The organism is Bradyrhizobium sp. BTAi1 (genome assembly GCF_000015165.1).
GTDB lineage: Bacteria > Pseudomonadota > Alphaproteobacteria > Rhizobiales > Xanthobacteraceae > Bradyrhizobium > Bradyrhizobium denitrificans.
The window spans coordinates 5,397,901-5,422,637 of record NC_009485.1; the positions used below are offsets into that span (position 1 = coordinate 5,397,901).

24 protein-coding genes are annotated in these 24,737 nt (G+C 65.1%); 12 read left to right on the plus strand and 12 right to left on the minus strand.

All coding sequences use genetic code 11. The annotated features are described in order from the left end of the window. Window positions 1-158: 158 nt before the first annotated feature. Together BBTA_RS24195 and BBTA_RS24200 are read right to left on the minus strand one after the other, a co-directional pair. The gene (locus BBTA_RS24195; RefSeq protein ID WP_012045131.1) at window positions 159-602 is read right to left on the minus strand and encodes a hypothetical protein; all 444 of its coding nucleotides are present in this window, start codon (window positions 600-602) and stop codon (window positions 159-161) included. A gap of 165 nt (window positions 603-767) precedes the next feature. Further along, a complete protein-coding gene (locus BBTA_RS24200) occupies window positions 768-1,157 on the minus strand; it encodes a hypothetical protein (protein WP_012045132.1) in 390 nt (129 codons plus the stop codon). Between the two features lie 290 nt (window positions 1,158-1,447). On the opposite strand from BBTA_RS24200, the gene BBTA_RS24205 reads away from it, so the two are divergent. Next, complete coding sequence (locus tag BBTA_RS24205) at window positions 1,448-1,993, plus strand: tetratricopeptide repeat protein (RefSeq protein ID WP_012045133.1); 546 nt, start codon at window positions 1,448-1,450, stop codon at window positions 1,991-1,993. Window positions 1,994-2,139: 146 nt separating this feature from the next. Beyond that, window positions 2,140-3,528 carry a serine hydrolase gene (locus tag BBTA_RS24210; protein WP_012045134.1) on the plus strand — a complete coding sequence of 463 codons (1,389 nt, stop codon included), beginning with the start codon at window positions 2,140-2,142 and terminating at the stop codon, window positions 3,526-3,528. A gap of 176 nt (window positions 3,529-3,704) precedes the next feature. On the opposite strand, the gene BBTA_RS24215 is transcribed toward BBTA_RS24210, so the two are convergent. After that, window positions 3,705-5,309 carry a S10 family peptidase gene (locus BBTA_RS24215; RefSeq protein WP_012045135.1) on the minus strand — a complete coding sequence of 535 codons (1,605 nt, stop codon included), beginning with the start codon at window positions 5,307-5,309 and terminating at the stop codon, window positions 3,705-3,707. Window positions 5,310-5,541: 232 nt separating this feature from the next. On the opposite strand from BBTA_RS24215, the gene BBTA_RS24220 reads away from it, so the two are divergent. The 5 genes from BBTA_RS24220 to BBTA_RS24240 all read left to right on the plus strand — a co-directional run bounded on the left by BBTA_RS24220 (window position 5,542) and on the right by BBTA_RS24240 (window position 10,980). Beyond that, a complete protein-coding gene (locus BBTA_RS24220; RefSeq protein WP_012045136.1) occupies window positions 5,542-6,225 on the plus strand; it encodes a hypothetical protein in 684 nt (227 codons plus the stop codon). Window positions 6,226-6,237: 12 nt separating this feature from the next. After that, window positions 6,238-8,391, plus strand: a complete 2,154-nt coding sequence (locus BBTA_RS24225; RefSeq protein ID WP_012045137.1) for an adenylate/guanylate cyclase domain-containing protein — start codon at window positions 6,238-6,240, stop codon at window positions 8,389-8,391. Between the two features lie 226 nt (window positions 8,392-8,617). Continuing rightward, complete coding sequence (locus tag BBTA_RS24230) at window positions 8,618-9,397, plus strand: NAD kinase (protein ID WP_012045138.1); 780 nt, start codon at window positions 8,618-8,620, stop codon at window positions 9,395-9,397. A gap of 334 nt (window positions 9,398-9,731) precedes the next feature. After that, a complete protein-coding gene (locus BBTA_RS24235) occupies window positions 9,732-10,277 on the plus strand; it encodes a response regulator (RefSeq protein WP_006612921.1) in 546 nt (181 codons plus the stop codon). Between the two features lie 118 nt (window positions 10,278-10,395). Then, the gene (locus BBTA_RS24240; RefSeq protein WP_012045139.1) at window positions 10,396-10,980 is read left to right on the plus strand and encodes an Hpt domain-containing protein; all 585 of its coding nucleotides are present in this window, start codon (window positions 10,396-10,398) and stop codon (window positions 10,978-10,980) included. A gap of 199 nt (window positions 10,981-11,179) precedes the next feature. On the opposite strand, the gene BBTA_RS24245 is transcribed toward BBTA_RS24240, so the two are convergent. The 4 genes from BBTA_RS24245 to folE all read right to left on the minus strand — a co-directional run bounded on the left by BBTA_RS24245 (window position 11,180) and on the right by folE (window position 15,101). Then, on the minus strand, window positions 11,180-12,355 hold the full coding sequence (locus BBTA_RS24245; protein WP_012045140.1) for a DUF2336 domain-containing protein: 1,176 nt from the start codon (window positions 12,353-12,355) through the stop codon (window positions 11,180-11,182). Between the two features lie 430 nt (window positions 12,356-12,785). Beyond that, window positions 12,786-13,805, minus strand: a complete 1,020-nt coding sequence (locus tag BBTA_RS24250) for a lytic transglycosylase domain-containing protein (RefSeq protein WP_012045141.1) — start codon at window positions 13,803-13,805, stop codon at window positions 12,786-12,788. Between the two features lie 138 nt (window positions 13,806-13,943). Continuing rightward, window positions 13,944-14,372, minus strand: coding sequence for a phosphoribosyl-AMP cyclohydrolase (hisI, locus tag BBTA_RS24255; RefSeq protein WP_041750861.1), 429 nt, complete (start codon window positions 14,370-14,372; stop codon window positions 13,944-13,946). Window positions 14,373-14,402: 30 nt separating this feature from the next. Then, window positions 14,403-15,101, minus strand: a complete 699-nt coding sequence (gene folE, locus BBTA_RS24260; protein WP_012045143.1) for a GTP cyclohydrolase I FolE — start codon at window positions 15,099-15,101, stop codon at window positions 14,403-14,405. A 227-nt stretch (window positions 15,102-15,328) separates the two neighbouring features. Between folE and BBTA_RS24265 the strand changes: the two genes are divergently transcribed. Beyond that, window positions 15,329-15,814 carry an iron-sulfur cluster assembly scaffold protein gene (locus tag BBTA_RS24265; protein WP_012045144.1) on the plus strand — a complete coding sequence of 162 codons (486 nt, stop codon included), beginning with the start codon at window positions 15,329-15,331 and terminating at the stop codon, window positions 15,812-15,814. A gap of 35 nt (window positions 15,815-15,849) precedes the next feature. Here BBTA_RS24265 and BBTA_RS24270 read toward each other — a convergent pair whose 3' ends face one another. Further along, window positions 15,850-16,308 carry a hypothetical protein gene (locus BBTA_RS24270; RefSeq protein ID WP_012045145.1) on the minus strand — a complete coding sequence of 153 codons (459 nt, stop codon included), beginning with the start codon at window positions 16,306-16,308 and terminating at the stop codon, window positions 15,850-15,852. Between the two features lie 128 nt (window positions 16,309-16,436). After that, window positions 16,437-17,342, minus strand: coding sequence for a hypothetical protein (locus tag BBTA_RS24275; protein WP_012045146.1), 906 nt, complete (start codon window positions 17,340-17,342; stop codon window positions 16,437-16,439). Between the two features lie 263 nt (window positions 17,343-17,605). On the opposite strand from BBTA_RS24275, the gene yidD reads away from it, so the two are divergent. Continuing rightward, window positions 17,606-17,959, plus strand: coding sequence for a membrane protein insertion efficiency factor YidD (gene yidD, locus BBTA_RS24280; RefSeq protein WP_041750862.1), 354 nt, complete (start codon window positions 17,606-17,608; stop codon window positions 17,957-17,959). 166 nt (window positions 17,960-18,125) lie between these two features. After that, the gene (locus BBTA_RS24285; RefSeq protein WP_012045148.1) at window positions 18,126-18,335 is read left to right on the plus strand and encodes a hypothetical protein; all 210 of its coding nucleotides are present in this window, start codon (window positions 18,126-18,128) and stop codon (window positions 18,333-18,335) included. Window positions 18,336-18,361: 26 nt separating this feature from the next. Here BBTA_RS24285 and BBTA_RS24290 read toward each other — a convergent pair whose 3' ends face one another. Both BBTA_RS24290 and BBTA_RS24295 read right to left on the minus strand, forming a co-directional pair. Continuing rightward, a complete protein-coding gene (locus BBTA_RS24290) occupies window positions 18,362-19,600 on the minus strand; it encodes a hypothetical protein (RefSeq protein ID WP_012045149.1) in 1,239 nt (412 codons plus the stop codon). A 2-nt stretch (window positions 19,601-19,602) separates the two neighbouring features. Then, window positions 19,603-20,979 (minus strand): APC family permease, encoded by a 1,377-nt coding sequence (locus BBTA_RS24295; protein ID WP_012045150.1) that lies wholly within the window; start codon window positions 20,977-20,979, stop codon window positions 19,603-19,605. A gap of 463 nt (window positions 20,980-21,442) precedes the next feature. On the opposite strand from BBTA_RS24295, the gene BBTA_RS24300 reads away from it, so the two are divergent. After that, the gene (locus tag BBTA_RS24300; RefSeq protein ID WP_012045151.1) at window positions 21,443-22,588 is read left to right on the plus strand and encodes an alpha/beta hydrolase; all 1,146 of its coding nucleotides are present in this window, start codon (window positions 21,443-21,445) and stop codon (window positions 22,586-22,588) included. 379 nt (window positions 22,589-22,967) lie between these two features. On the opposite strand, the gene BBTA_RS40245 is transcribed toward BBTA_RS24300, so the two are convergent. After that, window positions 22,968-23,417: a hypothetical protein gene (locus BBTA_RS40245; RefSeq protein WP_012045152.1), complete on the minus strand. Its 450-nt coding sequence runs from the start codon at window positions 23,415-23,417 to the stop codon at window positions 22,968-22,970. 418 nt (window positions 23,418-23,835) lie between these two features. On the opposite strand from BBTA_RS40245, the gene BBTA_RS24310 reads away from it, so the two are divergent. Beyond that, window positions 23,836-24,711 carry a LuxR family transcriptional regulator gene (locus BBTA_RS24310; protein ID WP_244424098.1) on the plus strand — a complete coding sequence of 292 codons (876 nt, stop codon included), beginning with the start codon at window positions 23,836-23,838 and terminating at the stop codon, window positions 24,709-24,711. Window positions 24,712-24,737 lie beyond the last annotated feature (26 nt).

The following is a 24,737-nucleotide window of genomic DNA, read 5'->3' on the forward strand; positions in this document are numbered from 1 at the left end:
GACAGGCCGCCCCGACAAGCCCCTGCGACGACGTGGCAGAGATGCAAAGCTGCAGGGAGCGAGCAGCCCGCCAAGTCTGCCCGCGGCCCCCTCATGTTGCTTCCGCCGGCGCCGATCGGCGCCTGCTCATCCGGGCGACGGCGGCGATTGGGCGCGCACTACCGGGTCAGGCTGGCCAGTTCCGGAAACGCAACATAGGTCGATCCGGCACAAAGCTCACCGGCCTCCTCGATCAGGCGATCGAAACGGCCGTCCACGAACACCGCCGCGCGCTCTCGCGGCGAACGGTAGCTCCCGTCGGACTCGCGCGCCGCAAAGCGCAGACAGCTGACATAGCGCAGGCGGCCGCCGACGGTCCTTTGCACAGGCTCTGCCATCACGCCGTCGCGCACACCGACCGGATTGTTCAGATAGGTTTTCAGATAGGCCAGGATTTCACTGCGGTAGTTCGGCGGAAAAGGCTGGCTGCCGACGCCGCGATCGCCCGTGTAGGAGATACCGCGGCTATCCTCGCTCATGAACGCCGCGGGACCGCCGCTCGCACATCCCATCAGCAGCAGCGCCAGCAACGCCGGCCACCAGCTCGTTTTCCCCATGCCCACAGCGCCCGACCCTGAAGACCTCTCCACGGGTGCTTCTAGCCCAAAGCAGGCCGCGAGCCTATCCGTCACGCCTCACACCGGCGTCAGCCGGCTGCCGCCGGCCGCGCCCAAGGCGCTCCGGCGGCAGACTCCACTCTATCCGTATCCGTGTCCAGGGATCGCCGCTCACCCGCGGCGGGTCGCCGGGGTCACACGCTTGAGGCTCAGTTTGGCGTGGGCCGACTTCTTCACGGCGGCGTGCGAGACCTTCACGTTGTGGTGATGGCGAAGGTGAGCAACGTGGCGATGCTTGTGGCGGAGCAGCGACGCATGAGGCTTGCCCTTCGCCTTGTCGACGGCCGGCTTCATCTCGTTGCTCTTGTCGCCAGCCTGCGTCCCGCCGACGGTCTTGGAGGCATCGGTCTTCGTCGCCTCGGTCTTCGTTGCATCGGGCTTGGCCGTGCCCGTGGTCTGCGTGGACTTCGCGGACGTATCGGTTTTTGCAGGACCAGCGGCGAAGGCAGGCGCAGCCAGGATGGAAGCGGCGAGCAGCGCGACGGACATTTTCTTCAGCATGGTCGTCTCCGTGATGTGAAGATCTGGAGGCACCATCCCGTCTGGATGGGCTCGTGATCATGGAAACGACGATAAGGAACCGGCGCTGAACCCACCCTGAAGTAAAGCGGGGATTTCGGTTCATCGACATGAAGGGATGGTCATCGAGATGACTAGCCTGTCATCAAGTGGCCAGTATAATGCACCGATCGCGGCGCAAAATCCGCGCAAATGGCCGGGAATATTTCGCAGCTGCGGAAGTTCTTCTCCGCATGCAGTCACCTGTTGGATCGACAACTCGGGAGATACGAATGAAAAAGTCTGCGATCAGGATCGCCACGCTGGCGCTGTTCTCGATGGCCGTGGCCTCCGGGCCGCTGCTTCTGTCTAAGGCCTATGCCGCGGGCAGCGACACCCCGTCGTCGCCGCCGGCCTCGGATTCGTCCAAGAAGAAGAAGGACAAGAGCTCGAGCATCGAAGATCCGAAGTTCCTCGCAGCCTATCGCACGGCCTACACCTCGATCTATGACCGCGGCGACTACGCCACCGCGATCGAACAGCTCAAGGCGCTGAACCGTGAGGACGTCGCCGACGTCGCCAACCTCATTGGCTACTCCTACCGCAAGCTCGGCAACTACCAGGCCTCCAAGCAGTATTACGAGCAGGCGCTGGCGGATGATCCGAACCATGTGCGCACCTGGCAGTATTACGGCCTGTGGCAGCTCGAGCAGGGCAACCGCGAGCAGGCCAGGTACCACCTCGACAAGGTGGCGCAGCTCGCCGGTACCAACAGCGCCGAATATCGCTCGCTGGCCGACGCGCTCGAGAAGCAGCCGGGCACCGGCCTCGTCTACTAAGACGCGATCGGACCAGAGCCGATCTCGACAGTGGCGCAACCCGAAAGGGTTGCGCCATTTTCGTTTGTTGATCGCCACTTGTCGGCTAAGGATGGGGGATGGCTGCAGTCCATTTTCATTTCGTCCTTTGAACGGGAGATTGCCTCGTGGAGCCCTGGCTCGGCGCCGCCCTCGGTTACATCAAGGATTGGCTGGCGTTCCAGGTCGAGGTCTCCGGCCAGCCCGGCTGTATCCTCGCGATCGCTCATCGCGGCGAGATCGTCCTGGAGGCGGCCTATGGCCACGCCAATCTCGACAGCGGCGAGAAGCTGACGCCGCGGCATCGCTTCCGGATCGCCTCGCACACCAAGGCGTTCACGGCCGCCGGCATCATGCGGCTGCGCGAGCAGAAGCGGCTGAAGCTGGACGATCCGGTCGGCGACTACGTCAAGGATCTGCATCCGGACGTCGCCACGGCCACCCTCAGCCAATTGCTGTCGCATACCGCGGGCCTGCTGCGGGATGGAAACGATTCTGGGCAGTTCACCAATGGGCGGCCTTACCTCGACAAGGACGAGTTGCTCGCCGAGTTGAGGCTCGCGCCGGCGATCGAGCCGAACAGCCGCTTCAAATATTCCAACCATGGCTATGGCCTGCTCGGTCTCGTGATCGAGCAGATCACCGGTGAGCCTTACCCTTCCTGGCTGCAGCGCGAGATCATGACGCCACTGGGCTTGCGCGAGAGCGCGCCCGACATGACGCTGCTTGGCAAAGGTGTCCCGTTCGCCCGCGGTCATTCGCGCACCGTGCCGGTGGGCCGCCGCGTGGTCATTCCCGGCGACAACCCGACCCAGGCCATCATGGCCGCCGCCGGCGTGGTCGCCACCGCCGCCGACACCGCGCGCTTCTTCGCCCAGCTCGCGCCCAACTCAAAAAAGAGCCTGCTATCCGTGGCAAGCCGCCGCGAAATGATCCGCCGGCAATGGCGCGTCCCGCAGGATATCGAGGAAGCCTATTACGGCCTCGCGCTGATGAGCGGCACCACCGCGGGCTTCGACTGGTTCGGCCATGGCGGTGGCTTCCAGGGCTATATTTCGCGGACCTCGGTGATCCCTGCACGGGAGATCGCGATCACCGTGCTGACCAACGCCATCGATGGCTGGGCGCCCGGCTGGGCCAACGGCGTCAAGTTCATCCTGCAGGCCTTCGCCACCCATGGCGCGCCCTCGCGCACCACCCGTGACTGGACCGGACGTTGGTGGACGCTGTGGGGCGCCGTCGATCTCGTGCCTTTCAACACGCAGGTGATGGTCGCCAATCCGGTGTTCATCAACCCATTCCTGGATGCCGCCCGCATCGAGGTCACCGGCCGCGATGCCGGCCGCATCGTGCAGGCCGCCGGCTATGCCAGCCATGGCGAAGCGGTGAGACGTGTCCGCACCAAGTCCGGCATCAGCGAGATCTGGCTGGCCGGTGCGCGGGTCCGGCCGGAGCGCGTGCTCCGGGCAGAGATGGAACGCAAATACCCGAAAGGCCGCCGCAAGAAGACGATATAGCCGCGATCACCGGCAGAGCGATCGCGGCATCCGGGGTCATGCTGTGCGCGACGCTCTCTCCACCGTCCTTGCGAGCGCAGCGAAGCAATCCAGAGTCGTGCGCGGGATTCGGGTTTGCTTCGCTGCGCTCGCAACGACGATGGACGAAGCCCTCCCGCATTGGCGACCTGCCTGCCCTACTTCATCAGCGCCTCGGCCTCGCCGCGGAACGCCTGCCGTGCATCGTCGCGCGAATAGAACATGTGGCCGCCCGGATAGACCACGAGCTTCACCCGCGGCGGCCGCGCGAAGGCGGGCAATTGATCGAGCAGGATCTTGGAGCCGTAATACGGCGTCGCGAGGTCGAACAGACCATGTCCGACCAGGAGCTTGAGCTTGGGATCGAGCGCGAGGATCTGCCGAAGTTCGCTGGTCGACTCCGGCGGGCTGATGCCGCGGCCGAAATCCCACGACCGGTTCACCGCCCCGCTCAGAAGTTCGTAGGATCCGTCGGGCCGCCAGTTCAGCTTGCGGGTCGTCAATTCGACAGCCGCGCTGGTGAGCGGCGCCGTCAGCACGTCACCGGAGGGATCGGCGCTGCGTGACCGGCTCGAATCCGGATAGGGATCGATGCCCAGCACCGAGCCGTCATAGCGCCCGGCGATGCGGCCGTTCTTGCGATCGAACTCGCGGCGAAACTCGGAGACGTCGAAGCGGCCGGCCAGCCTGCGGCTGACCGCCGGGTCGATCCCGGTCAGGCTTGCAACTTTGTCCGCGAGCCGGTTGGTCGCGTCCAGATCGGCCTCGCCCTTGACGAGATCGAGCAGGAAATCGCCGCTGGCGTAACGCTCGACGTCGGCGAGATCGGCGCGGGTCACCGGCCCCTTGAGCTGCTTCGCCACGGCGGCATAGCTTGGCAGGCTGGCGACATATTGCATCAGGCTCGAGCCGGAATAGTCGCGGAAATCCATCAGCGGCGACAGCAGGATCAGACCATTGATGCCAATTCCCTGATCGTGCTGCAGGTTGTTCACGATCTTCGGACCGCGAATGCCGCCATAACTCTCGGCCGCGATGAATTTCGGCGATGCCAGCCGGTCGTGCTTCTCGAGCCAGCGGCGCACCACCAGCGCCAGCGAGCGCACATCGCCATCGACCGAGAAGAAGCGCTTGCGGACCTCGTCGCCGGACGCGACGAAGCGGCTGTAGCCGGTCCCGACAGGATCGATGAAGACAAGATCGGTGAAATCGAGCCAGGTCTCGGCATTGGGCATCAGATCAGGCTTCGATGAGGGCGTGATGCTGGCCGCATCGATCGAGATCCGCCACGGCCCGGCGTTTCCGAGCTGCAGATAGGCCGAGGACGCGCCGGGCCCGCCATTGAAGAAGAACGTGACCGGGCGGCTGGCGCGCTCGGTGCCCTCAAGCTGATACGAGGTGTAGGCGATGTCGGCCTGCGGCTCGCTCTTGTCGTCGAACAGGCGGATCGATCCCGCGGTCGCGCTGAAGGACAGCGTGCGGCCGGGCAGTTCGATCGTCTGGCTGGTCGTGGAATCCGCCGGCAGCTTGTGCTGCTCGGCAGCCGACGGCGAGGCCGGCGCGTTGGCGGCGCGGTTGCCGGCGGAACCGCTGCGCGGGCCGCTGCCGGACGCCGCGTGCTCCTGCGCGGCTGCCGGCGCATCCTGGGCATGCAGGGCCGGGCCAGCAACCAAGAGCGCCAGAGCCAACACCGCCAGAGCCGAGACCGCCAGCCCCGAAACCGAAAGACTCGGCCGCACGACCATCGACTTCAAACCCGCCATCAACTCACTCCCTCAGCTGCGCATCAACGCGGTCGCGACCTCATGCAGCGCATCAACCGCGGCTTGGGACCAACCTCAACCAACTCTTCCGTGATCCAGGTCACATCGGGGCGATGCCTGTTTCCCCTGGGTATGCTATGCGCTCGAACCTCTCGATCCCCTCCGACGTCCCACCACTGGGACAGATGCGGTTGGGGACAAGGCGCCGCCGGTTGCGATCACGGAGCTCATCATGAAATTACCGACGTTCATCGTCGCAGCCCTGGCCGGGCTCGCCGCTCTGGCTCTTGCCGGGCCGCCGACGGCTTGGGCCGGGCCCGCCGCCGCTCTGGTCGAGGACGTCCAGGGCGAGGTCGCCGGCGCCGAGCTGATGGATTATGTCGCGCCCGGACAGGTCATCAAGCTCGGCCCCGATGGCGCGGTGGTCATGAGCTATCTCAAATCCTGCCGCCGCGAGAGCGTCAGCGGCGCCGGCAGCGTCACGGTCGGCTCCTCCGAGAGCAAGGTCGACGGCGCGACGCTCAAGAGCGACATCGTCAATTGCGACGCCAGCCACGCGCAGGCAACCTCCCGCGAGACCAGCGAGGTCGCGGCGACGATCGTACGCAGCGTCGGGCCGGATAGCGCGCCGGTGGCACAGGCGGTCATCTACGGCGCGTCACCGATCTTTGAAGCCAAGGGCCGCGGCACCCTGATCGTCGAGCGCATCGACCAGCCCGGCGAGCGTCAGCAGGTCGAGCTCTCCGGCCGGCAATTCAAAGGCCGCTTCTACGATTTTGCCGGCACCAGCCACCCTCTGACTCCGGGTGGTATCTATGCCGCGAGCTTCGGGCCGTCCCGGATCGTCTTCAAGGTCGACGCACAGGCCAAAGCGGGCCCCGGCCCTGCGGTCGGGCGGTTGATCCGGCTCAACTGAGACTGAACGCAGGTGGCGGTGGCGATCGGACGCCGGACGCGCGACGCGCTCGCCGTGATCGCCATCGCGCTGGCCTGCGCGGCGTTGTTTGCGTCGCCGGCGTTCGAGCGCGCCCGCGGCCTGTCGCTGGATGCGCTGACATGGCTGCGCTTCGAGGCCTTCGGCAACCGGCATGACGCCGCAACAAGTCCGGCGGTGGTGGTCGCCATCGACGAGGAGAGCTACCAGGCGGCCCCGTTCAAGGGCGCCCCGCTGCTGACCTGGACCGGCGAAATCGGCCGCGTCCTGACCGCGCTGCTCGACGGCGGCGCCAAGGTGGTCGGCTTCGACATGGTGTTCCAGACCTCGATCGAGCAGTCCGAAATTCCGCTCGGAGACGCCACGCTCGGCGAGAAGACCCGCGGCTTCGACCGCGATTTCCTGCGCGCGCTGGCGGCTGCCGCCGGCGGCGGCAAGGTCGTGCTCGGTGAGATCTTCGGCGAGCCGCCGATCCTGCCCGCTCCCGGCCAGCGCATCGCGGTGCGCCAGCAGCAAAATCTGCGACCGCTCAACACCTACACCGACAGCGACGATGTCGTCCGCCGGCACCCGCTGACGCTGTCGGCCGAAGGCAAGGCTGTGCCGAGCATGGCGCTGGAATTGGCGGCGCGCAGCCTCGGGCTCGCGCCGCGCATTGCGCCCGATGGCGTGACGCTCGGCGACTACACGGTCCCGGGCAGCGTGGCGGGCACCATGACGCTGAATTTCGCCGGTGGCGCGCAGGATATCCCGACCTATTCCTTCGCCGATTTGCGGAGCTGCGCGCTGAACGGTGACAAGGACTATTTCCGCCGCGAGTTTGCCGGCAAGGTCGTCCTGATCGGCACCGTCGGCATCGAGGATCGCCGGCTGACCTCCAAGCGGTTCGCGACCCGGGCGGAAGGAGCGCGGCGGCCCCGCTGCGTGCTGGGCGAGCGCGCGGTGCCGCAGAGCTTCGCGCGCAGCACGATTGCCGGCGTCTACATCCACGCGACCGCGGTGAACAATTTGGTGCGGCAGGATGCCGCGATCGAGCTGAAGCGGCCGGCGGTGGTCGCGATCGCCACCGCGCTGGCGCTGTTGGCCGCAGCGCTCGCCCGCGTGCTGCGGCCGGCCTCTGCCGCCGCGATCCTGGCGTTGCTGGCCGTCCTCTACACCGCGCTGGCCACCGCCCTCTTCAATCACGCTTATGCGCTGCCGCTTGCGGAGCCGCTCGCAGCCGGCGTGCTCGCGCTGGCGGCCACCACCGGCTATCGCTTCATGGTCACCGACAAGGACCGCAGGCTGCTGCAGAAGAGCTTCGCGTATTATCTGGCGCCGCGCGAGATCGAGCGCATGCTGGCCTCGCGCCGCCTGCCGCAGCTCGGCGGGGAGACCCGCGAGGTCACCGTGTTCTTTTCGGACATTGAGGGCTTCTCACGCATCGCCGAGCAGATGTCGCCGGAACAGCTGATGGCGTTGACCAACGAATATCTGTCGGCGATCACGGACGTGATCGAAAGCCATGACGGCTATGTCGACAAATACATCGGCGACTCCGTGGTCGCGATGTTCGGTGCGCCGCTCGATGACCCCGACCATGCGCGAAGCGCCGCGCGGGCCGCGCTCGACTGCCGGGCCAGGCTCGCCGAGCTGAACCGCACATCGACGGCGTTCCAGGGCATCAAGGTGGCGCAGCGCATCGGCATCAACAGCGGCGCCGCGCTGGTCGGCAATTTCGGCTCGCAACGGCGTTTCAACTATTCGGTCATGAGCGATGCCGTGAACGTGGCCTCGCGGCTCGAAGGCGCCAACAAGTTCTACGGCACCACGATCATCGCCTCCGACAGCACCGTAAAGCTCGCGGGCGACGAATTCGCCTGGCGCGAGCTCGACACGATCCGCGTCAAAGGACGTGAGCAGTCGCTGAGCATCTACGAGCTGCATGGCCGCGCCGACGCGCTGACGCCTCAGGACCGCCGCCTGCTCGACGGCTACGCCGCCGGTCTTGCACATTGGCGCGCCGGAGAGCTTGCGCAGGCTGGGGAGTGCTTTGCTGCTGCCGCAGCGGTCGACACGCCCAGCGCGCTGTTTGCCGCCCGCGTCACCGCCGCCTGTCAGGCCGGCCCCGCCGCCTGGGACCCAGTGCGCGCGCTGCAGGAGAAATGAGAGTTTTTTGAAATGACAGGCTTACGAAATGACAGGCCGATGACATGCTCTTGGCCGAAATGAGTGCCAGCCGGCGCTCAACGCGCTTGCGTCGGCGTCGTCATTCGGCCACGCCGACGTTCCGCCGCCGCATTGCCGCCCTACCGCTCCCGATGGACAAGGACCGCCAAGGTCGGCTAGACGACACGGCGCCTTACCGGCAACCGACCAGCGAGCCCTGCGACGCATGACCACGCCCAAGCGATATGAGCGGATCGCCTTCGTCGCGAGCCCGAGTGCCGAGGCCCAGGCCGCGCTGGCGCAGCTCACCGCCCTTTATGGCAATGCCGATCCGGATCTCGCCGAGGTGGTGGTCGCGCTTGGGGGCGACGGCCTGATGCTGCAGACGCTGCACGACCATATGCGCTCTGGGAAGCCGATCTACGGCATGCATCGCGGCACGGTCGGCTTCCTGATGAACGAATTCAGCACGCACGACCTGCATGGGCGGCTGGCGGCGGCGCAGGAATCGGTGATCCACCCGCTTTTGATGCGGGCCACCGACGCCAGCGGCGTGGTTCACATTCACCACGCCATCAACGAGGTCTATCTGTTCCGCCAGACCGCGCAGACCGCGCGGCTGCGCATTCTGATCGACGAGCGCGAACGCATGCCGGAGCTGATCGCCGATGGCGTGCTGGTGGCGACCCCCGCGGGCTCCACCGCCTATAATCTCTCGGTGCAGGGTCCGATCCTGCCGATCAATGCAGCACTGCTGGCGCTGACCCCGATCAGCGCCTTCCGGCCGCGGCGCTGGCGCGGCGCCCTACTCCCGAACACCGCCTATGTGATCATCGAGGTGCTCGAAGGCGACAAGCGCCCGGTGGCGGCGGTGGCCGACCATGACGAGGTCCGCAACGTCCTGCGCGTCGAGGTGCTCTCCGACAAGACGATCTCGATGCGCATGCTGTTCGACGCCGGTCACAGCCTCGAAGAACGCATCCTGAGCGAGCAGTTCGGGTATTAGCGGCAGACCCGTCATATCCCTGGCACGGATGGGCGACGGCCGGAGCCGGCAGGACGCGGGCAATCGCGAGATCCGGGCCGGCGTCTCGTTCGAGCCGAAATCCCTCCACGCGTCATTGCGAGCGCAGCGAAGCAATTCAGAGTCCCGCCCACGACTCTGGATTGCTTCGCTGCGCTCGCAATGACGGGAGAGAGTCGCAAGACACTGACGAGCACGGCGCACGTCGTCCCGGCGCGCCCGAAACAGCCCGGGCCGCAACGCTTTGTTAACCCGGCACTCCGTATGGTTAATGCGCGTTGACCACCGTCACCGGTGATGCCTTCAGGCCGGCCAAATGTATCGCATCGACTTCAACAAGCTGCGCTTCCTCGTCTGCGACGACAACCCGCATATGCGCCGTATCCTGCGCACGCTGTTGCACTCGTTCGGCGCCCGCGAGGTCAATGAAGCCGAGGACGGCGCCACCGCGCTCGAAATGTACACCCATTTCTCGCCCGATATTGTGATCACCGATTGGGCGATGCCGATCTTCGACGGCCTGGAACTGGCACAGATGATTCGCCAGCCGGAAGCCAAGGGCAATCCTTATGCCCCGATCATCATGCTGACAGGGCATTCGGAGAAGCGCCGCGTGACGGTGGCGCGCGATGCCGGCGTGACCGAGTTTCTGGCCAAGCCGATCTCGGCCAAGGGCCTCTACCAGCGCATTCTCAACGTGGTCGCCAATCCCCGGCCCTTCATCAAGACCAAGACCTATTTTGGACCGGACCGGCGCCGCAACACCAACACTGCCTATATCGGCCCCGAGCGCCGCGTCGGCGGCGAGGCGGAGATCTTCCAGCAGCCATCACTTCTGGATAAAGCGCGCTCCGCAGTTTGAAGCCGCGGCAGTGAGCCTCTGTTAACGGCGTCCGGGGATCGCGGACCAGCGCGCCCGCATCCTCGGCTAATGTTCACGGCACTCACAGTGCGCTGGTCGGCATATGCAGGACATCGAGATGGCGAAAGACAAAGCCCCGGCGATCCAGGTCAAGAGCTATCCTACGCATCATGTGATCACCCAGCCCAATCCGCTGAAGAAGGTGCTGAGCCGCGCGGAGGAAAAGGATCTCGATGATCCCGTCGCACGCGCCGAAGCCGCGCTCGCCGGATTGTCCGGCGAGTTCAAGTCATGGATGGACACCGAGGCCGAGCGCCTGACGAAAGCCTACGCGGCCGTGCTCAAGACCGGCTTTGACGACGACGCCTGCGAGGAGATGTTCCGCGCCGCCCACGACATCAAGGGCGATGCCGCGACCTTCGGTTATCCCGCCGCCGCCGAAGTCGCCGACAGCCTGTGCCGGATCATCGAGCATGCGCCCGACCTCGACAAGGTCCCCGCCGAACTGTTCGAGCATCACGTCAACGCCGTCCAGGCGATCGTGCATGACCACACCAGATATCACAGCCCCACCGTCGCCGCCGAGTTGAGCCGGCGGCTCCGCCGCGTCGCCGACGATTACCTGATCCAGGTGAATCGCAACCGCCCGGAGCATCTGGAAGCGATTCTGGCCCCGAGCCTGGTGCCGAGCGATCTGCCCTAGGCTGACGGGCAGCGCATCGGCGCATCGCCACGGAAGATTTCTGGATTGCAGCGCTCGCAATGATGATGGGCAGACTGCGTAGATGGGGTAACGGGCCGACCACCCGAGCGGCACGCGAACGCGCTCCCAAATAGCGCCGGAGTGAGCGTGCCGCTCGGGTGGTCGGCCCGTTACCCCATCTACGGCATGGAGCCACGCCTCAGGCCGCGATCAGGCCGAACTCCAGTCCGGCGACGAAATCCTCCGCGATCACCTCGTCGCAGAATTCGCGGGCCTCGTCGCGGGCGGATTCGGTGGCGAAGCGGCGCAGCAGGATCAGAAGCGGCTCGGCCGCGTCGCGGTCGGTCGCGCAATGCGTCAGCACGCGTTCGACCATCTTGCGGCGCAGGATGGCCGCGCCGCTCAACGTATCGGCAAACCCATTCTCGCGGCAGACATCCAGCGCGATGGCGAAGGCCTCGAAGGTGGTGTCGGGAATCCCGGCCTTGCGCAACAGCCCCTGCAAACTGGCGCGGCCGCGATCGTTGAGCAGCGACGACACCCGCGCGCGCGGCATGTCGGCGAGCTCCGACAGCGCGGTCTCGAACAATTCGACATTGCCCGACAGCAGCGCGCGCAGGATGAGGCCGGCGGTCAGTTGCGCCGTCGCCCGCAGATGCTGGACGAGGCCACGCAGCTCCTCGCCGCCCGACCGCGCGGCAATCGTGATCGTCGAGCGGTCGCGCGCCTCGCTGGTGATGCGCCCTGCCCGGTCGGCGCTGAGCCAGTTCCGGGCGACCACGAACTGCGCCAGAGTCTCGGAGAGCTTGTCGACCAGCGCCGCACGGGTCGCGGCGGGCAAATCGTCCAGCACCAGCATGGCTTCGCGGATCGCGGCGAGATGGCCGTGGCGCTCGACGATGCGGTCCCAGGAGAACGGCGGCAGTTCAGCATAGGCGTTCTCGATCAGCTCGAGCGCGGCCGCCGCGCTGCCGACTTCGGCGATGGCGGCACAGACCGGCGCCGGCAGGCCGATGCGCCGCGCCACCGCGCATTGGGTTTCAGAATTGCCGGTCGCGACGATGTCGACGAGGTCGGCATCGATCAACAGCGGCGAATGTTCGAGGATGATGACCGCGACGGACGGCTGGTCGGTGGCGAGCGCCTGAACGATGGCGGCCGGTGCATCCGCCGAGCGGGCGAACACTTCCGCCATGGCCTGGCGCACCAGCGGCGACGGATCGTCGAGGAGCATCAAGAGCGCGCCCTCGGCGGCGCCCCGATCCTCATCAGAGAGATCCGACAGCAACCACGCACGGGCCAGAGCCCGGGTGGCCTCTGCCCGCTCACCGGCGGGCGCGGTTCTGACCCAACTGAGAAACTGCCGAACGATCATGGTCTTTCCGGCTTACGCAACTTGCAAAACAAGGCCACGAGGGCCTCAACAGCACCGAAAATAAACCACGACGCTTAACAAAGCGTTCACCATAAGTGACTGGTTTTGTTGATGTTTTGTTAAGACCGGGCACAATTTCTGCCTTATGATACCGCTCAATGCACCGTTTTGCCGTAATTGGACGGGGAAAATGCGGCTGCAAGCGGCGGCGCAGGGCGCAAACCGAGCGGCAAAAAAAGCATCTGTTGGTCAAGTGGGCCTGCCGCCGCACGGCGTTCGGCCAACTCCCTCGCCGCGCCCGGAACCAGGAGGATGCGCCGTCAATCAGCCAAACAACGATCGTCCCGCCAGGACCAGGACATCCCCACCCGGCGATCCAGTGCGGACCGGAACGAGATTGCTTTGGCTCTCGCGCGGGCCAACCAAGCCGCTAGCCTTCGCCCGAGAAAGTCCCGCTGGGATCGCTGAACAGATCGAGCCGGCGCGACGCGCTGGCACTACCATTGCTGCCCTCGCCCGCGGCATTGGCCGCGGTGGACCCCGACGAGCGGCCCCACAATTCGCGCACGGTCGCGGAGACCGCTTGGTTCGACTGGCCGTCGACCTGGAACAGCGAACGGAATGTCGGATCCGCCGGCCGGCTCGCGCGCGATGCATCGGCGGTGACGGCCGCACCGGACCCCCGCGCGTCCGGAAACATCGACAGGAAGGTCGCGGTGTCCGTGGTCGGCAGCGCCCCACCGCCCGCCGCATTGGCGGACGTCCCGCCGCCATAGAGCGCCAACGCGCCGCGGGTTGTCGAGGAGTTGGCCGCACCGGCATAGCGCGCGTTCAGGACCGAATAGACCTGGCCGACGCTGCGCGCCTGGCCGTCGCGATCGTAGAAGATGGACCGGTTCGCCGCAGCGGCGCTGGGAAAGAGTTGGGCCGCGGACGCGTTGGGCGTCTCCTGAGCGCTGGTGATCAGCTTCGCCGCCCCGCCGACCCCCATGAAATGCGCCATATAGAGTTCGGCATCGGTCGGCCGCCGGCCGATCTTGGCCGTCAGCTGGAAGCTGTTGGATTGCGTCAGCGCGGCCGCCATCGCCGACGACGCCTGCGGATCGTCGCGCAGCTTCATGATCGCCTGTCGCATCGCCGGATCACTGACCGTGTAGTCGCCGGACGAGGTCTTGGTGATCGCGTCGGCATATTGGCCATAGCCGAGATCAGGGCCGGCTTCCTTGACGGTGCCGAGCCAGGTCTGGTCGATGAACTGGTAGAGCCCGCGCGCCGAAGACGTTGATGCCCCTGCGGTCGGATTGAAATCCGACTCCATCTTGGCGGTCGACAGCAGATATTCGAAGCTGGCGCCGACGCTGTCGGCCGCCTGCTTGATCGCGCCGGCAACCCGGGCGCGGACGCCATCGAGAATTCCGGTGGGCGATGAGTTGGAGGCGTCGACCGACATGAGATGACCCGCTGTTTGGCAGACGAACGCGCCGGAAACATCAGGCAAAATGCGGCCGTTATGGTTAATGCTCGGTTAACCCGGCGGCCGGATCAGGCCAATGGACGAGCCGTGCGCCAGCGCAGGCAGGTCTCTGACCTACTTGCGATAGACCGCATCGGGATCGAACAGCCTGTCGGCATCGACGAAGACGAGACGGGCCCCGCCATCCGCCTCGGTACGCTCGACCCGGCGATAGAAGCAGGAGCGACGCCCGGTGTGGCAGGCAGCCCCAGTCTGCTCGACACGCAGCCAGACCGCGTCCTGGTCGCAATCCGTCCGCATCTCGATCACGCGCTGGGTCTGGCCCGAACTCTCGCCCTTCCGCCACAAGGCGTTGCGGGAGCGGCTGAAATACCAGGCCTCGCCGGTCGCGACCGTGCGGCGCAGCGCCTCGTCGTTCATATGGGCGACCATCAGCACGTCGCCGGTGGCAGCATCGGTGGTGACGCAGGTGACGAGGCCGCCCGCGTCGAATTTCGGCAGGAAGGCCACGCCCTCCTCGCGCTCGGCTGAGGATGAAGACAAGGGAACTCTCGCTTGAAATCCGGGCGCAGCTCACCGTTGCGGCGAGCGCACCATCGACAGGAAACGGCTCTGCTCGGCCGGATTATCGCGGAACATGCCGGTGAAGCGGCTGGTGAAGGTCACCGCGCCATGCTTGGCAACGCCACGCACCGACATGCAGGTGTGCTCGGCCTCGATCATGACGGCAACGCCGCGCGGCTTCAGCACCTCGTCGATGGCCGCCGCGATCTGCGCCGTGAGATGCTCCTGCGTCTGCAGGCGGCGGGCGAAGATATCGGTCAGCCGCGCCAGCTTGGACAGGCCCACCACCCGCTCGACGGGCGTATAGGCGATATGCGCCTTGCCGTAGAAGGGCATCATGTGATGCTCGCATTGCGACGTGAACTCAATGTCGCGAATCAGCACGAAATCATCATAGCCAGCGGTTTCGCCGAAGGTGCGGTCGAGCACCTCGGCCGGGCATTGATGATAGCCCTGGTACAGTTCGTCATAGGCTTCGACGACGCGGCGCGGCGTATCGACCAGGCCCTCGCGGGTCGGATCCTCGCCGATATAATTGAGCAGGGTATAGACCGCGGCCTCGGCCTCGGCGCGCGACGGCCGGGGACGATCAGCCCGCACAGCGGCGGCCAGGAACTCGGCCGGGTCGAGCTCCGCAGCTCGGGCGTTGGCCTCGGACGGCTTGGTCTCCGGCTTGTTCGCGCGCAGTGTCTTGATCAAAGTGTCCATCTCATCTCCGTTCGACCGGCCGGAGATCCGACCGGAGTGTCACCGGCAGAGCGTCACCTTGAGGGCGTCACCTGCAGAGGTGTGACCCGCAGGCTTGGCGCTTGTCGCGCCGGACGCCTGTGGATGTGGCTGGAATTCCTGCCAATCGTTTCCATATAATCGCAATATAGGGCGATGAAACCCGGCCGCCAAGGCCGACCGCCGGTAATTCCGGGGACGTCAGGCACATGCTGAACGACATCTACAATAAGCGGATCATCGAACTTGCCGGCAATATTCCGCGGCTCGGGCGGCTCGACCACCCCGATGCGACCGCAACCGCCCATTCCAAGCTGTGCGGTTCGACCGTCAAGGTCGACCTCAAGATGGACGGCCCGGTGGTGACCGACTTCGCCCATGACGTGAAGGCCTGTGCCTTGGGCCAGGCCTCCTCCTCGATCATGGCCCGCCACGTGGTCGGTTCCAACGCGGCCGAGCTGCGCGAATTGCGCGAGACCGTCCGCCGGATGCTCAAGGAGAATGGCGCCCCCCCGGAAGGCAAATGGGCCGATATCGCCCTGCTCGAGCCGGTGCGGGACTATAAGGCGCGCCACGCCTCGACCCTGCTGACGTTCGACGCGGTCGTGGATGCCATCAACCAGATCGAAGCCAAGGCCGGGGACAAGGCCCAGGACAGGACGCAGAGCACGGCGGCGGCGACAGCCCAGGGCTGAGGCCGCATCCAGCCCAGCCGAGCGCGACCTGGCGCTCAGAAGCTCGGCCAGTGGACGATCACCCTCTCAAATTCCTGCTTTTCCAACCGAATCTGCTTCGAACCCGACAACGGGTACTCGTAATGAAGACCGTCGCGGTCGGAGCCGGCGACACTCAATCTCAGCTCCTGCGGGCAATCTTTTGACGAATGGATCGTCAATTCGAAGGGAATCGGGAATCTTGTCCTGGCTTTCGTGACCCTGAACGACTGAAAGGTCACGGCGCCCCTGTCGCCGCGATCTTCCCGGATTTCATCAAGCGAGAAGAACAGCAGTTTTGTCGGCCGGATTCGAAAGCCTCGAAACTGTGATCCGGGGTCCGGAAGCAGCTCTCCGCGCAACGTAGCATCGCAAGCCGCGAATGCTGCCGGCATGCCCAGACCCGCGAAGCCGGCGACCATGACGACGGCAAACGCCGCGGGCAAGGACAAATGTGACACGTCGCTCATGCCCATTGGATGGAGCCCTGGCGCAGTTCACGAAAGCGCAACGGCGGACCGTTTCTTCTCAAGTCCTGGGGGCACGACAGCCCCGGCCCTCGCTTCTGTCTGTACGACGGATCGAAAGAGCCTGAGGGGCCCGCTTATTGTTGCGGGGTCGCCGCGACCGTGGCTGGCGGCAAGGCTTCCGCCGTGCGCGACAGCTGTGCCTTGTCGCGATCGGTCGCCACCGGGAAACGGTCCTGCTGCTTGTCCTTGGCCTTCTCGGGTGCTTTCGGCGCGAGTTCGGCCACCGGCACCGTCCCCTTGGACGGCAGCACGTCGGCAATCATGTCGGTGGTGACGAGATTGGTCAGCCGCAGCTCGGCGCGCGACAGCTCATGGAGATCCTCCCACGGCGGCACGTTCAGCGCCAGCGACAGCAGATCCCCCGCCCCGCCCATGTCGAACGTGTATTTGGCGAGACGGCCGATGTCGCGTTCGACGATCATGAGGTCCTGCGCCGTGTAGCTCGCGGCCTTGGCGTCGTCGGCACGGTCGCCCATCCAGATCTGGTGGACGCGCACATGAGCCGCGTCGGGGACGTAGCGCGTGGTGCCGGCCAGCAGCAGGAACACGCACATCGACTCGCAATAGGCTTCCGATGCCACCCGCGGCCGGTCATTGGTCCGGCTCGGCCGCAACGTCGTGCCGACCGTGGTACGCAGCTTCAGAGCGCGGAACCGCCGTCCCAGAGTGATGGCGTCGTTGACCGAACCGCCGCTGGAATCGAGCACGAGGCTCGCCCCGCTCAAATCACGCTCCCTGGCAAATTCCTCGAAATCCTTGGGCGTGTCACCGGTGACGATGCCGACCGCGCTGACCCAGCCGCAATTGGGCTCACAGGCCACCCACTCGAACCGCATCGGCAGCTTGCGCTCTTCGAGCGCGCCCCCGGCGCGCGCCGAGTTGGACATGACGGTAATCGCCCCACCGAGCACCGTCCCAAGCGCAGCGACACCGAGAAGCATCCAGCGCATTTCACGCGACCGCAGCAATTTCACGCCCAATCCGCCCCCCTCGCAAAGCTCGGTACGCAGTTCATCGTTTCCTTCGCGGCAAGACCTGACAGACTGGCCTCAAATCCGTTATTAGTCTGTCACATCCTTGTCGAGAAACGTATCCGGGCAATCCCCGACCGTCCAGCTGCGGTGTGCTGCAGCGCCGCTGAAAACCTGTCATTGTTGCATCACGTCACCACAAAAGCGCGCGAGCTGAGGTTCCTTGCCCGGGAACCGATCAAACGTTCGCTCATCGATCCGGCACGGCGCTCATGAAGCCCTCATGTTCTCATCCCGACGGCCATCCGCTGCAACCGTCTCCGGCCTTGCTGGCCCGACTCCCGCGACGCGCCGCGCGCGGGCTGATCTGGCTGTATCGCCACAGCCTGTCGCCGCTGGTCGGCTACAACTGCCGGCATCTGCCGACCTGTTCGGTCTATGCCGATCAGGCCATCGAAGCGTACGGACTATGGGCCGGCGGCTGGATGACGCTCGCCCGTCTGTTGCGCTGCCAGCCGTTCGGCACCTCCGGCATCGACAACATCCCGGCCGAAATCCCTCCCCGCGCCCGCTGGTACCTGCCCTGGCGCTATGCGCGCTGGCGCGGAGTCAACGGGCCGACCTGATGTGCATCGCAGCAGGCGGCCTCCGCGTTGCTTGATCTGCAGCAAGTCAGTTGGGCAAAAAATCGCGCTATGATGATGGCGATGAGATGAGAGGCGGCGCCGCCAAGAGGAACGCCGCCATTCGGTTCTGCATTGATGTGACACTTCCTGTCGGGAGGAAACAACGATGCGCTGGACAATCAGCCCTGGACTTGGCCGGTCCGACAAGAGCCCGGGCCATGACGGAACGGAGCACGACCCGCGCCAGCTGGACATGCTCTGCATCATCGCCCTTGTGATCGTCATCATCGGCGCCTGGCGCTATCTGGCCGACAGCACCACCCTGCCCCCGACCACGACATCCTACATCGTTCCGAGTCAGAGCGTCCATTGGTGAGGCGTGCGTGAGGAGGCGACGCGCCCTCACCAGCGCGGCCAGAACATGAAATCGTCGCGGCGCGGCGGCGGCGGATACATGGGAATGAACTCCGGCGGACGCGGCGCGCGGCGCGCACGCGGCGGCTGATAGCTCGTGTCCGCGGGGCCGGTCGCCTCGGCCGAGATCGTCGTGTCGCTCGACGGCGTTCTGACCGACAGCAACAGGTTCGATTCCCGGGTCCGCCAGCGATAACCGATCCCGAAATCCAAAGGCGGCGCGTGCTCGAACAGCGCGGCATAGCCCGGTTGATATTTGTCGGGAAACTTGTCGATCGGCCCGAGATAGCGGCCGAACGGAAAGAACCGCCAGGCCCTCGGATCATAGCTCGCAAGCGGAATGCCGGAATCATCCTGGATGATCGTGGCACTGTTCTTCAGCAGCCAGCTGCGGACCTGCGAGAAGCTGCGCTCGTGCAGCAGATAGGAGGCGCTCTTCAGCAGGCTGTTGGCTGGCGCCAGCGGCTCGCAGAACTTGAGAAAGCCGCTCGCTTTCACTCCGGAGTCCGACAGGTCGGTGGAGAAGTAATCGAGTGTCTTCTCGACGCCATCGGCGCCGGCGAATTTGATGCGGGCGCCCCTGGTCGCGTTGCGTGTCGCCGGCTCGTTGCCGGCATGCAATCCACCGCTCTCATCCAGCCAGATCAGGCTCGCACTTCGGATGGTCTTGCCGGTGCGCGCCAGGAACACGTAGAGGATCGGCAGCGTCCCCTCGATCTCGCCGTCGCGCAGATCCGATTTCATGTTCTTCGTAATGAAGAAGGAGAAGCTCAGGATCGACTGCAAGGAGCGCTCGACATAGGACAGCGCGGGTCCGATGCTGCCGGGCGGCAATCTCGTGAGGTCCGGTACCGGACCCGTCGGTTCGAGCGCGGCCATCACATAGGTCGTGGCCTTCGAATGGAAGGCGTCGGCGTAGAGAAAATCCGGGCCTGAGAAGAAATAGAACATGGCCGGGCGCGGTGCCGCGAGATTGAGATCGGCCCAGCTCCGGATTCGCGACAATTGCCGCTGTTCGAGCAGGTTGAAGGCATTGTTGAGGAAGGCCGCATGGCGCCGCCACGCCGGGTCCTCCGTCACGGCGGCCAGCGGCGATCCCGCTGACGGCGCCATCCCCGCCAGCACGCGCGCGGTGTCGTCGGCCGTGACGTTCTGCGCCCGCACCGGACCGCTCATCGAGACGAGCAGACAGGCGAGGACCAGCCAGGCTTTCGTCAGCACGCCCATGCTCACTCCGATCCCGACACGGCTGCGGCGGCGGCCCGGCCCGGTCGCGCGTGAGCGAACCAATAGATCAGCAGTCCCGAGACCATGGCCAGTGCGCCGAGCCCCGCCTGCCAGGGCCGCGCTGTGACCAGGTAGTAGATCATGAAGCCGGTGACGCCGAGGAAGACCAACGGCGTGATCGGATAGCCCCAGGCCCGGTACGGGCGCGCGAGATCGGGCTTGGTGACGCGCAATGTGATCAGGCCGAGCACCGTCAGGAACGAACAGCACAACAGCGAGAACTGGACGAGATCGAGAACCGCCTCGAAGCTCTCGGTGAACAGCATCAAGGTGGCCACGGCGAGCTGAAACAGGACCGCGTAAGTCGGCGCCCCGTCGCGCGAGCGGCGCGCAAAGACCGCCAACGCCGGAACGTCCTCGCCCATGGTCATCAGCACGCGCGGACCGATCCACATCATCGCGGCGATCGAGGGAATGAGCCCGACGCAGATCATCGCGGCCACGAACCTCCCACCCGTCTCGCCGAAGATGTGAGCGCCGGCGATGCTGGCCACCTGAAGCTGGCCGGCGAGATCCTGCATCGGAACAGCGCGGAGGAACACCGCGTTCAGCGCCATATAGAGCACCAGCACGACCGCCGTGCCGACCAGCAGCGCGCGTGGCAAGGTCCGCTCCGGCGCGTGCAGCTCACCGATGATGTAGGTGGCCGCATTCCAGCCCGAGAAGGCATACATCACGAATACCAGGCCGGTCGCGAACGCGGCACTGGTGACATGGCCGATATCGGCCGCCGCAGGCCGGAACGAGACCGGTTGCGGGACCGTGATGACGTAGCCCGCGATCAGGAAGGCCACGATCAGGCCGAGCTTCAGCACCGTGGACAGCAGCTGGAAATGGCCGGACCGGCGGATGCCGCCGAGCTGCACGGCTGTCACGAGCCACACCGCGCCGACCGCGAGCATGAGCGGGGACACGCCCGGCAGCACCGCGCGGCCATATTCGCCGAAGGCCATCGCCGCGAGCGCGACCGGCGCTGCGAAGCCGACGGTCGCCGACACCCAGCCGGCCATGAAGCCGACCGCCGGGTGGAACGCCCGCGTTAGGAAATTGTACTCGCCGCTCGACCGCGGAAACATGGTGCCAAGCTCGGCGTACGATAGCGCACCGCACAGGGAGACGAGGCCGCCGACGGCCCACAGCACCAGAATGGCAAATCCGGAGGGGATGTCCTTGACCTGAAAGCCGAGGCTGGTGAAGACGCCGACGCCGATCATGTCCGCGATCACGACGGCGGTCGCGACCGGCCATGACACGGACGCCACGACGGAACTGCCTGACCGGCCCGCCCAGGTCGCCTGATCCATCTCGGATGCAGCCATCTCGATCAGGGACGCCAAGCGTCCCTTTCCCCTGCTTTCGGGCCCATGTTCCGGCCGAAGCATTCAAGCATAGTTAACGCGCGTTAAATATGGCGGGCTTCGTTCGTTGAATGGTCATGGCGAACCGATGGCGCTCGCCGGGCGCGGCGCCCTGCATCGGGCGATGCCTCCCACAATCGCGACACAATCGCGTGGTGTGTCGTCGGTGCTGCGCCAGGGTATCCTTAACGCAACCTCAATGACGCCGGCGCAAATTGAGCGAAACCGTTGTCTGCGGGCCGACATCCGGCCCGTTTCCTGGGGACGCATGGTCGGGACCGGTTCGAGATCGTCGGGATGTCAGCAGCAGCGCGCCGCAGCGCGGCCGCGTCTGCGTGCCCCCCGCTCGACTCCCCCCTCTCGACGCGCAACCCTTGGCGCCGCTGCTGCGGCGCTCGGCCTGGGCCTGACACTCGGCCTCTCGTTGACACAAGGCAGCCAGGCGCCCGAGCCCGCAGCGCTGGCCGCCAATGCCGCGCCAGCCAGCGAGTTCACCTTCGAACAGCGCTTCCCGCCCCCCGAATTTCGCGATCGCTTTCCAACGGCGAGCGAAAGCCTCGCGCTTCACACACAAGCTGAATTTGCGCCCAAGCCGCCGCCCGCTCAGCTTGTGTCGCTCGAACCGCAGGCGCCGGCGCCTCCCCAGCGCGACAACGTCACCACGCTCGTCAGCATGGCGTCGTCGGCCTTTCCCTATTTCGGCAACAATCCGGCCTCCGACGCCCCCTTCCTCAACGTGTCGAGCGGCGACCGCCGCGGCCACCGCAGCTTTTCGGGGCGGGTCTACTGGCAGGACCAGACCTACAACGACAACCGCGTGCTGGTGCATGTCCCCGAACGATTCGACGCCCGCAAGCCCGGCGTGATCGTGGTGTTCTTCCACGGCAATGGGGCCACGCTGGAGCGCGACGTGCGCGACCGGCAGATGGTGCCGCAGCAGATCACCGACTCCGGCGTCAATGCGGTGCTGCTCGCCCCGCAAATGGCCGTCGACGCCGCCGATTCGAGCGCTGGCAAATTTTGGCAGCCCGGCGGCCTCAAGCGCTTCATGGATGAGGCCGCGGTGCATCTCGCCCGCCTGACCGGAGATCCGGCGAACGTCAAGACCTTCGCCAGCATGCCGATCGTGATCGTCGGCTATAGCGGCGGCTTCCTGCCGACGGCCTGGAGCCTCGAGGTCGGCGGCATCAGCGACCGTGTGCGCGGCGTCGTGCTGCTCGACGCGGTGTACGGCCAACTCGATAAATTCGCCAATTGGATCGAGCGCCATCGCTCAGGCTTCTTTATCAGCTCCTACACCCGCTATACCGCGCACCACGATCAAGAATTGATGGCCATGCTGCGCAGCCGGGGCATCGACGTTCTCGAAGGCGACGTTCTCAAGGGGCAGGATCGGCCACTGCGTCCGGGCAGCGTCGTCTTTGTCGAGACCGATGAAACCATGACGCATCGGGATTATGTCACGCAGGCGTGGACGCGACTTCCGATCAAGGACGTACTGACGAAAATGGCGGCGGCGCAGCCACCCATCCGGATTGCCGCGAGCACGCCTGAGACGCGCAACAGATAACGACGCGAGATAAATGCCCCGCACAGACGCTCAAGCATGAGCTGAGATCGCTGACACACGCTGCAGGCTTCGAAGAGAGATTTCGAACAGAGACTTTCGAACGCAGATAAAGGCATCTCTCAAAAGAAATCACCGAACACCGAACAAGGATTGCCACCACTCAGAGATCGGCGCCGAGAGGCAATTCACGCCATATAGCCGCCATATAGCGCGTGCACGCAATGTGGCGCGGTTTGGAGTTGCATGCAAATTCCACAAGCGGAACGCGGCAGGCCAGACCTTGCCGCGCTCCCTGACTTCAATCCAGCGTCGGAACGACTCGTCCGCGCTACTGTACGTGCACGCTTACTGAATCGTGCACGCTACTGCATCGTGCACGCTACTGCATCGTGAAGGTGCCGGACGCCGCGTTGGTGCCCGTCGTTCCATTTCCGCTGCAATTCGGACGACCACCGGTCCCCTTATAGGCGGAGACCGACACGAGGGCGACCGGGAATGGTCCGAATGGCCCCTGGGACTGATACTGCAAGTCGAACCGACAACCGTTCGCGCCGTTCTGATAGCTGACCGAACATTGCAGATCGCTCGAAGCTGCTGATGCGCTGAACGTCACCGTGGCGCCGCTGGCGATGCTTGCCGGCGGGGAGAAGGTGGTGCTCGGCGTGCAGCTCGACGTATCCAGAGTAATAGCCGCCCCAAACGAATTCGTCACCGTGTAGTTGACGCTTACCGTCTGCGCCGATTGTGACGACGCGCTGCCAGCACCGGCAACTGCGATCGCGGCCGCCAGAGCCGCAACGCACGCCCGTCTCGATCCATACTTGTTCATTTAACTCTCCTAAGGTCCACCTTGCGCTGATCTCATGTCGATATCCGACCTCGGAGAAAACGCCATTCCATGAACTGCCATCCGGCGTTTCGCCGATCTGATCGACTCGATTGGCCGACGCGGGCAGAAAGAGAATGAGACCAACACCAAGACCTTCAAATCGACGCGGCGAATAGACACGCCGGACCTTCATCACTCAATCTTAGGTTTTATCAACTTGACACTCAAACGGTGCCATGGAACGCGGTTCCTCTGCAAAGCTGAACAGTTCAATACACGCATTCAGCGCTTGTGATTCCGACATCGACATCATCTTGTATGCCAACGCGTTCGTTCGCCTATCGCAACGCCCTTGTATCCGCATCAAACTCGCACCCGGCACAGCTCCATAAATAATCAACCGACGGTTGAAGCAACTGTGCTCGCGACTCCGATCGATTGCAGTCTAACGCAGAAGTCATCACCGTTCGATCTTGTCACCGCAAAGCTTCATCTACTAACATTGCATTCAGCAGCGCGAGCCACATCTACGCTTGAGAAAAATGCGCTTACAGGCAGGAAAACGATGAGTTGCAAATGCGAATCGGCATGTGAACGAATTGTGCGGACCACCTCCTTGAGCGAGCTCTCGAACGTGCTGTCAGAAACCCGTCACGAATATGAGCTCGCACATCTCGTCTACAATGCGCGACACTTGCCCCGGACGGAGGAACCGAATCCGCTCTTGCTGCTCACCTATGACGCCGAATGGGTCCAACGCTACAAGACCCAGGACTACTTCCAGATCGATCCCGTGATCAAACACGGCCTGGCGAGCCTGCTTCCGCTCGACTGGAGCAACCTCGAGAGCGGCGAGGCCGACGTGCGCGCGTTCTTCCGTGAAGCCCGATCGTTCGGCGTCGGCCGCAACGGCATGACCATTCCGATCCGCGGTCCTCATGGAGAGCGCGCGTTGTTTTCGCTGACGAGCAATCTCTCTGCTGGCCAATGGCAGACCACGCGTCTCGCGATGATGCGTGACTTCATGATCATCGCGTATTTCTTTCACGATCAGGCCGTGCGGCTCAGCGGCATGCGCGATCTTCCGGGGATGGGACGCCCGCTATCGCGCCGAGAACGCGAGACGCTTCAGCTGGCGGCCCGCGGCTTCGCACCGAAGCAGATTGCCGCCGATCTGCGCGTTTCCACGACAGCTGTCAGGCTCTATCTGCAGACCGCGCGGACCAAGCTCGAATGCACCACGCTGACGCAGGGGATTGCCAAAGCCATCAGCCTCGATCTCATCCGCGCCTGATCCGCTGCAACGGCGCGACGAGCAGA

Excerpts from the sequence above, each read along its gene's own strand:
- BBTA_RS24200 (WP_012045132.1), bottom strand. The coding sequence starts at position 1,157 with ATGCTGAAGAAAATGTCCGTCGCGCTGCTCGCCGCTTCCATCCTGGCT.
- BBTA_RS24205 (WP_012045133.1), top strand. The coding sequence starts at position 1,448 with ATGAAAAAGTCTGCGATCAGGATCGCCACGCTGGCGCTGTTCTCGATG.
- BBTA_RS24215 (WP_012045135.1), bottom strand. The coding sequence starts at position 5,309 with ATGGCGGGTTTGAAGTCGATGGTCGTGCGGCCGAGTCTTTCGGTTTCG.
- BBTA_RS24220 (WP_012045136.1), top strand. The coding sequence starts at position 5,542 with ATGAAATTACCGACGTTCATCGTCGCAGCCCTGGCCGGGCTCGCCGCT.
- BBTA_RS24230 (WP_012045138.1), top strand. The coding sequence starts at position 8,618 with ATGACCACGCCCAAGCGATATGAGCGGATCGCCTTCGTCGCGAGCCCG.
- BBTA_RS24235 (WP_006612921.1), top strand. The coding sequence starts at position 9,732 with ATGTATCGCATCGACTTCAACAAGCTGCGCTTCCTCGTCTGCGACGAC.
- BBTA_RS24240 (WP_012045139.1), top strand. The coding sequence starts at position 10,396 with ATGGCGAAAGACAAAGCCCCGGCGATCCAGGTCAAGAGCTATCCTACG.
- BBTA_RS24245 (WP_012045140.1), bottom strand. The coding sequence starts at position 12,355 with ATGATCGTTCGGCAGTTTCTCAGTTGGGTCAGAACCGCGCCCGCCGGT.
- BBTA_RS24250 (WP_012045141.1), bottom strand. The coding sequence starts at position 13,805 with ATGTCGGTCGACGCCTCCAACTCATCGCCCACCGGAATTCTCGATGGC.
- folE (WP_012045143.1), bottom strand. The coding sequence starts at position 15,101 with ATGGACACTTTGATCAAGACACTGCGCGCGAACAAGCCGGAGACCAAG.
- BBTA_RS24265 (WP_012045144.1), top strand. The coding sequence starts at position 15,329 with ATGCTGAACGACATCTACAATAAGCGGATCATCGAACTTGCCGGCAAT.
- BBTA_RS24270 (WP_012045145.1), bottom strand. The coding sequence starts at position 16,308 with ATGGGCATGAGCGACGTGTCACATTTGTCCTTGCCCGCGGCGTTTGCC.
- yidD (WP_041750862.1), top strand. The coding sequence starts at position 17,606 with ATGAAGCCCTCATGTTCTCATCCCGACGGCCATCCGCTGCAACCGTCT.
- BBTA_RS24285 (WP_012045148.1), top strand. The coding sequence starts at position 18,126 with ATGCGCTGGACAATCAGCCCTGGACTTGGCCGGTCCGACAAGAGCCCG.
- BBTA_RS24290 (WP_012045149.1), bottom strand. The coding sequence starts at position 19,600 with ATGGGCGTGCTGACGAAAGCCTGGCTGGTCCTCGCCTGTCTGCTCGTC.
- BBTA_RS24295 (WP_012045150.1), bottom strand. The coding sequence starts at position 20,979 with ATGGCTGCATCCGAGATGGATCAGGCGACCTGGGCGGGCCGGTCAGGC.
- BBTA_RS40245 (WP_012045152.1), bottom strand. The coding sequence starts at position 23,417 with ATGAACAAGTATGGATCGAGACGGGCGTGCGTTGCGGCTCTGGCGGCC.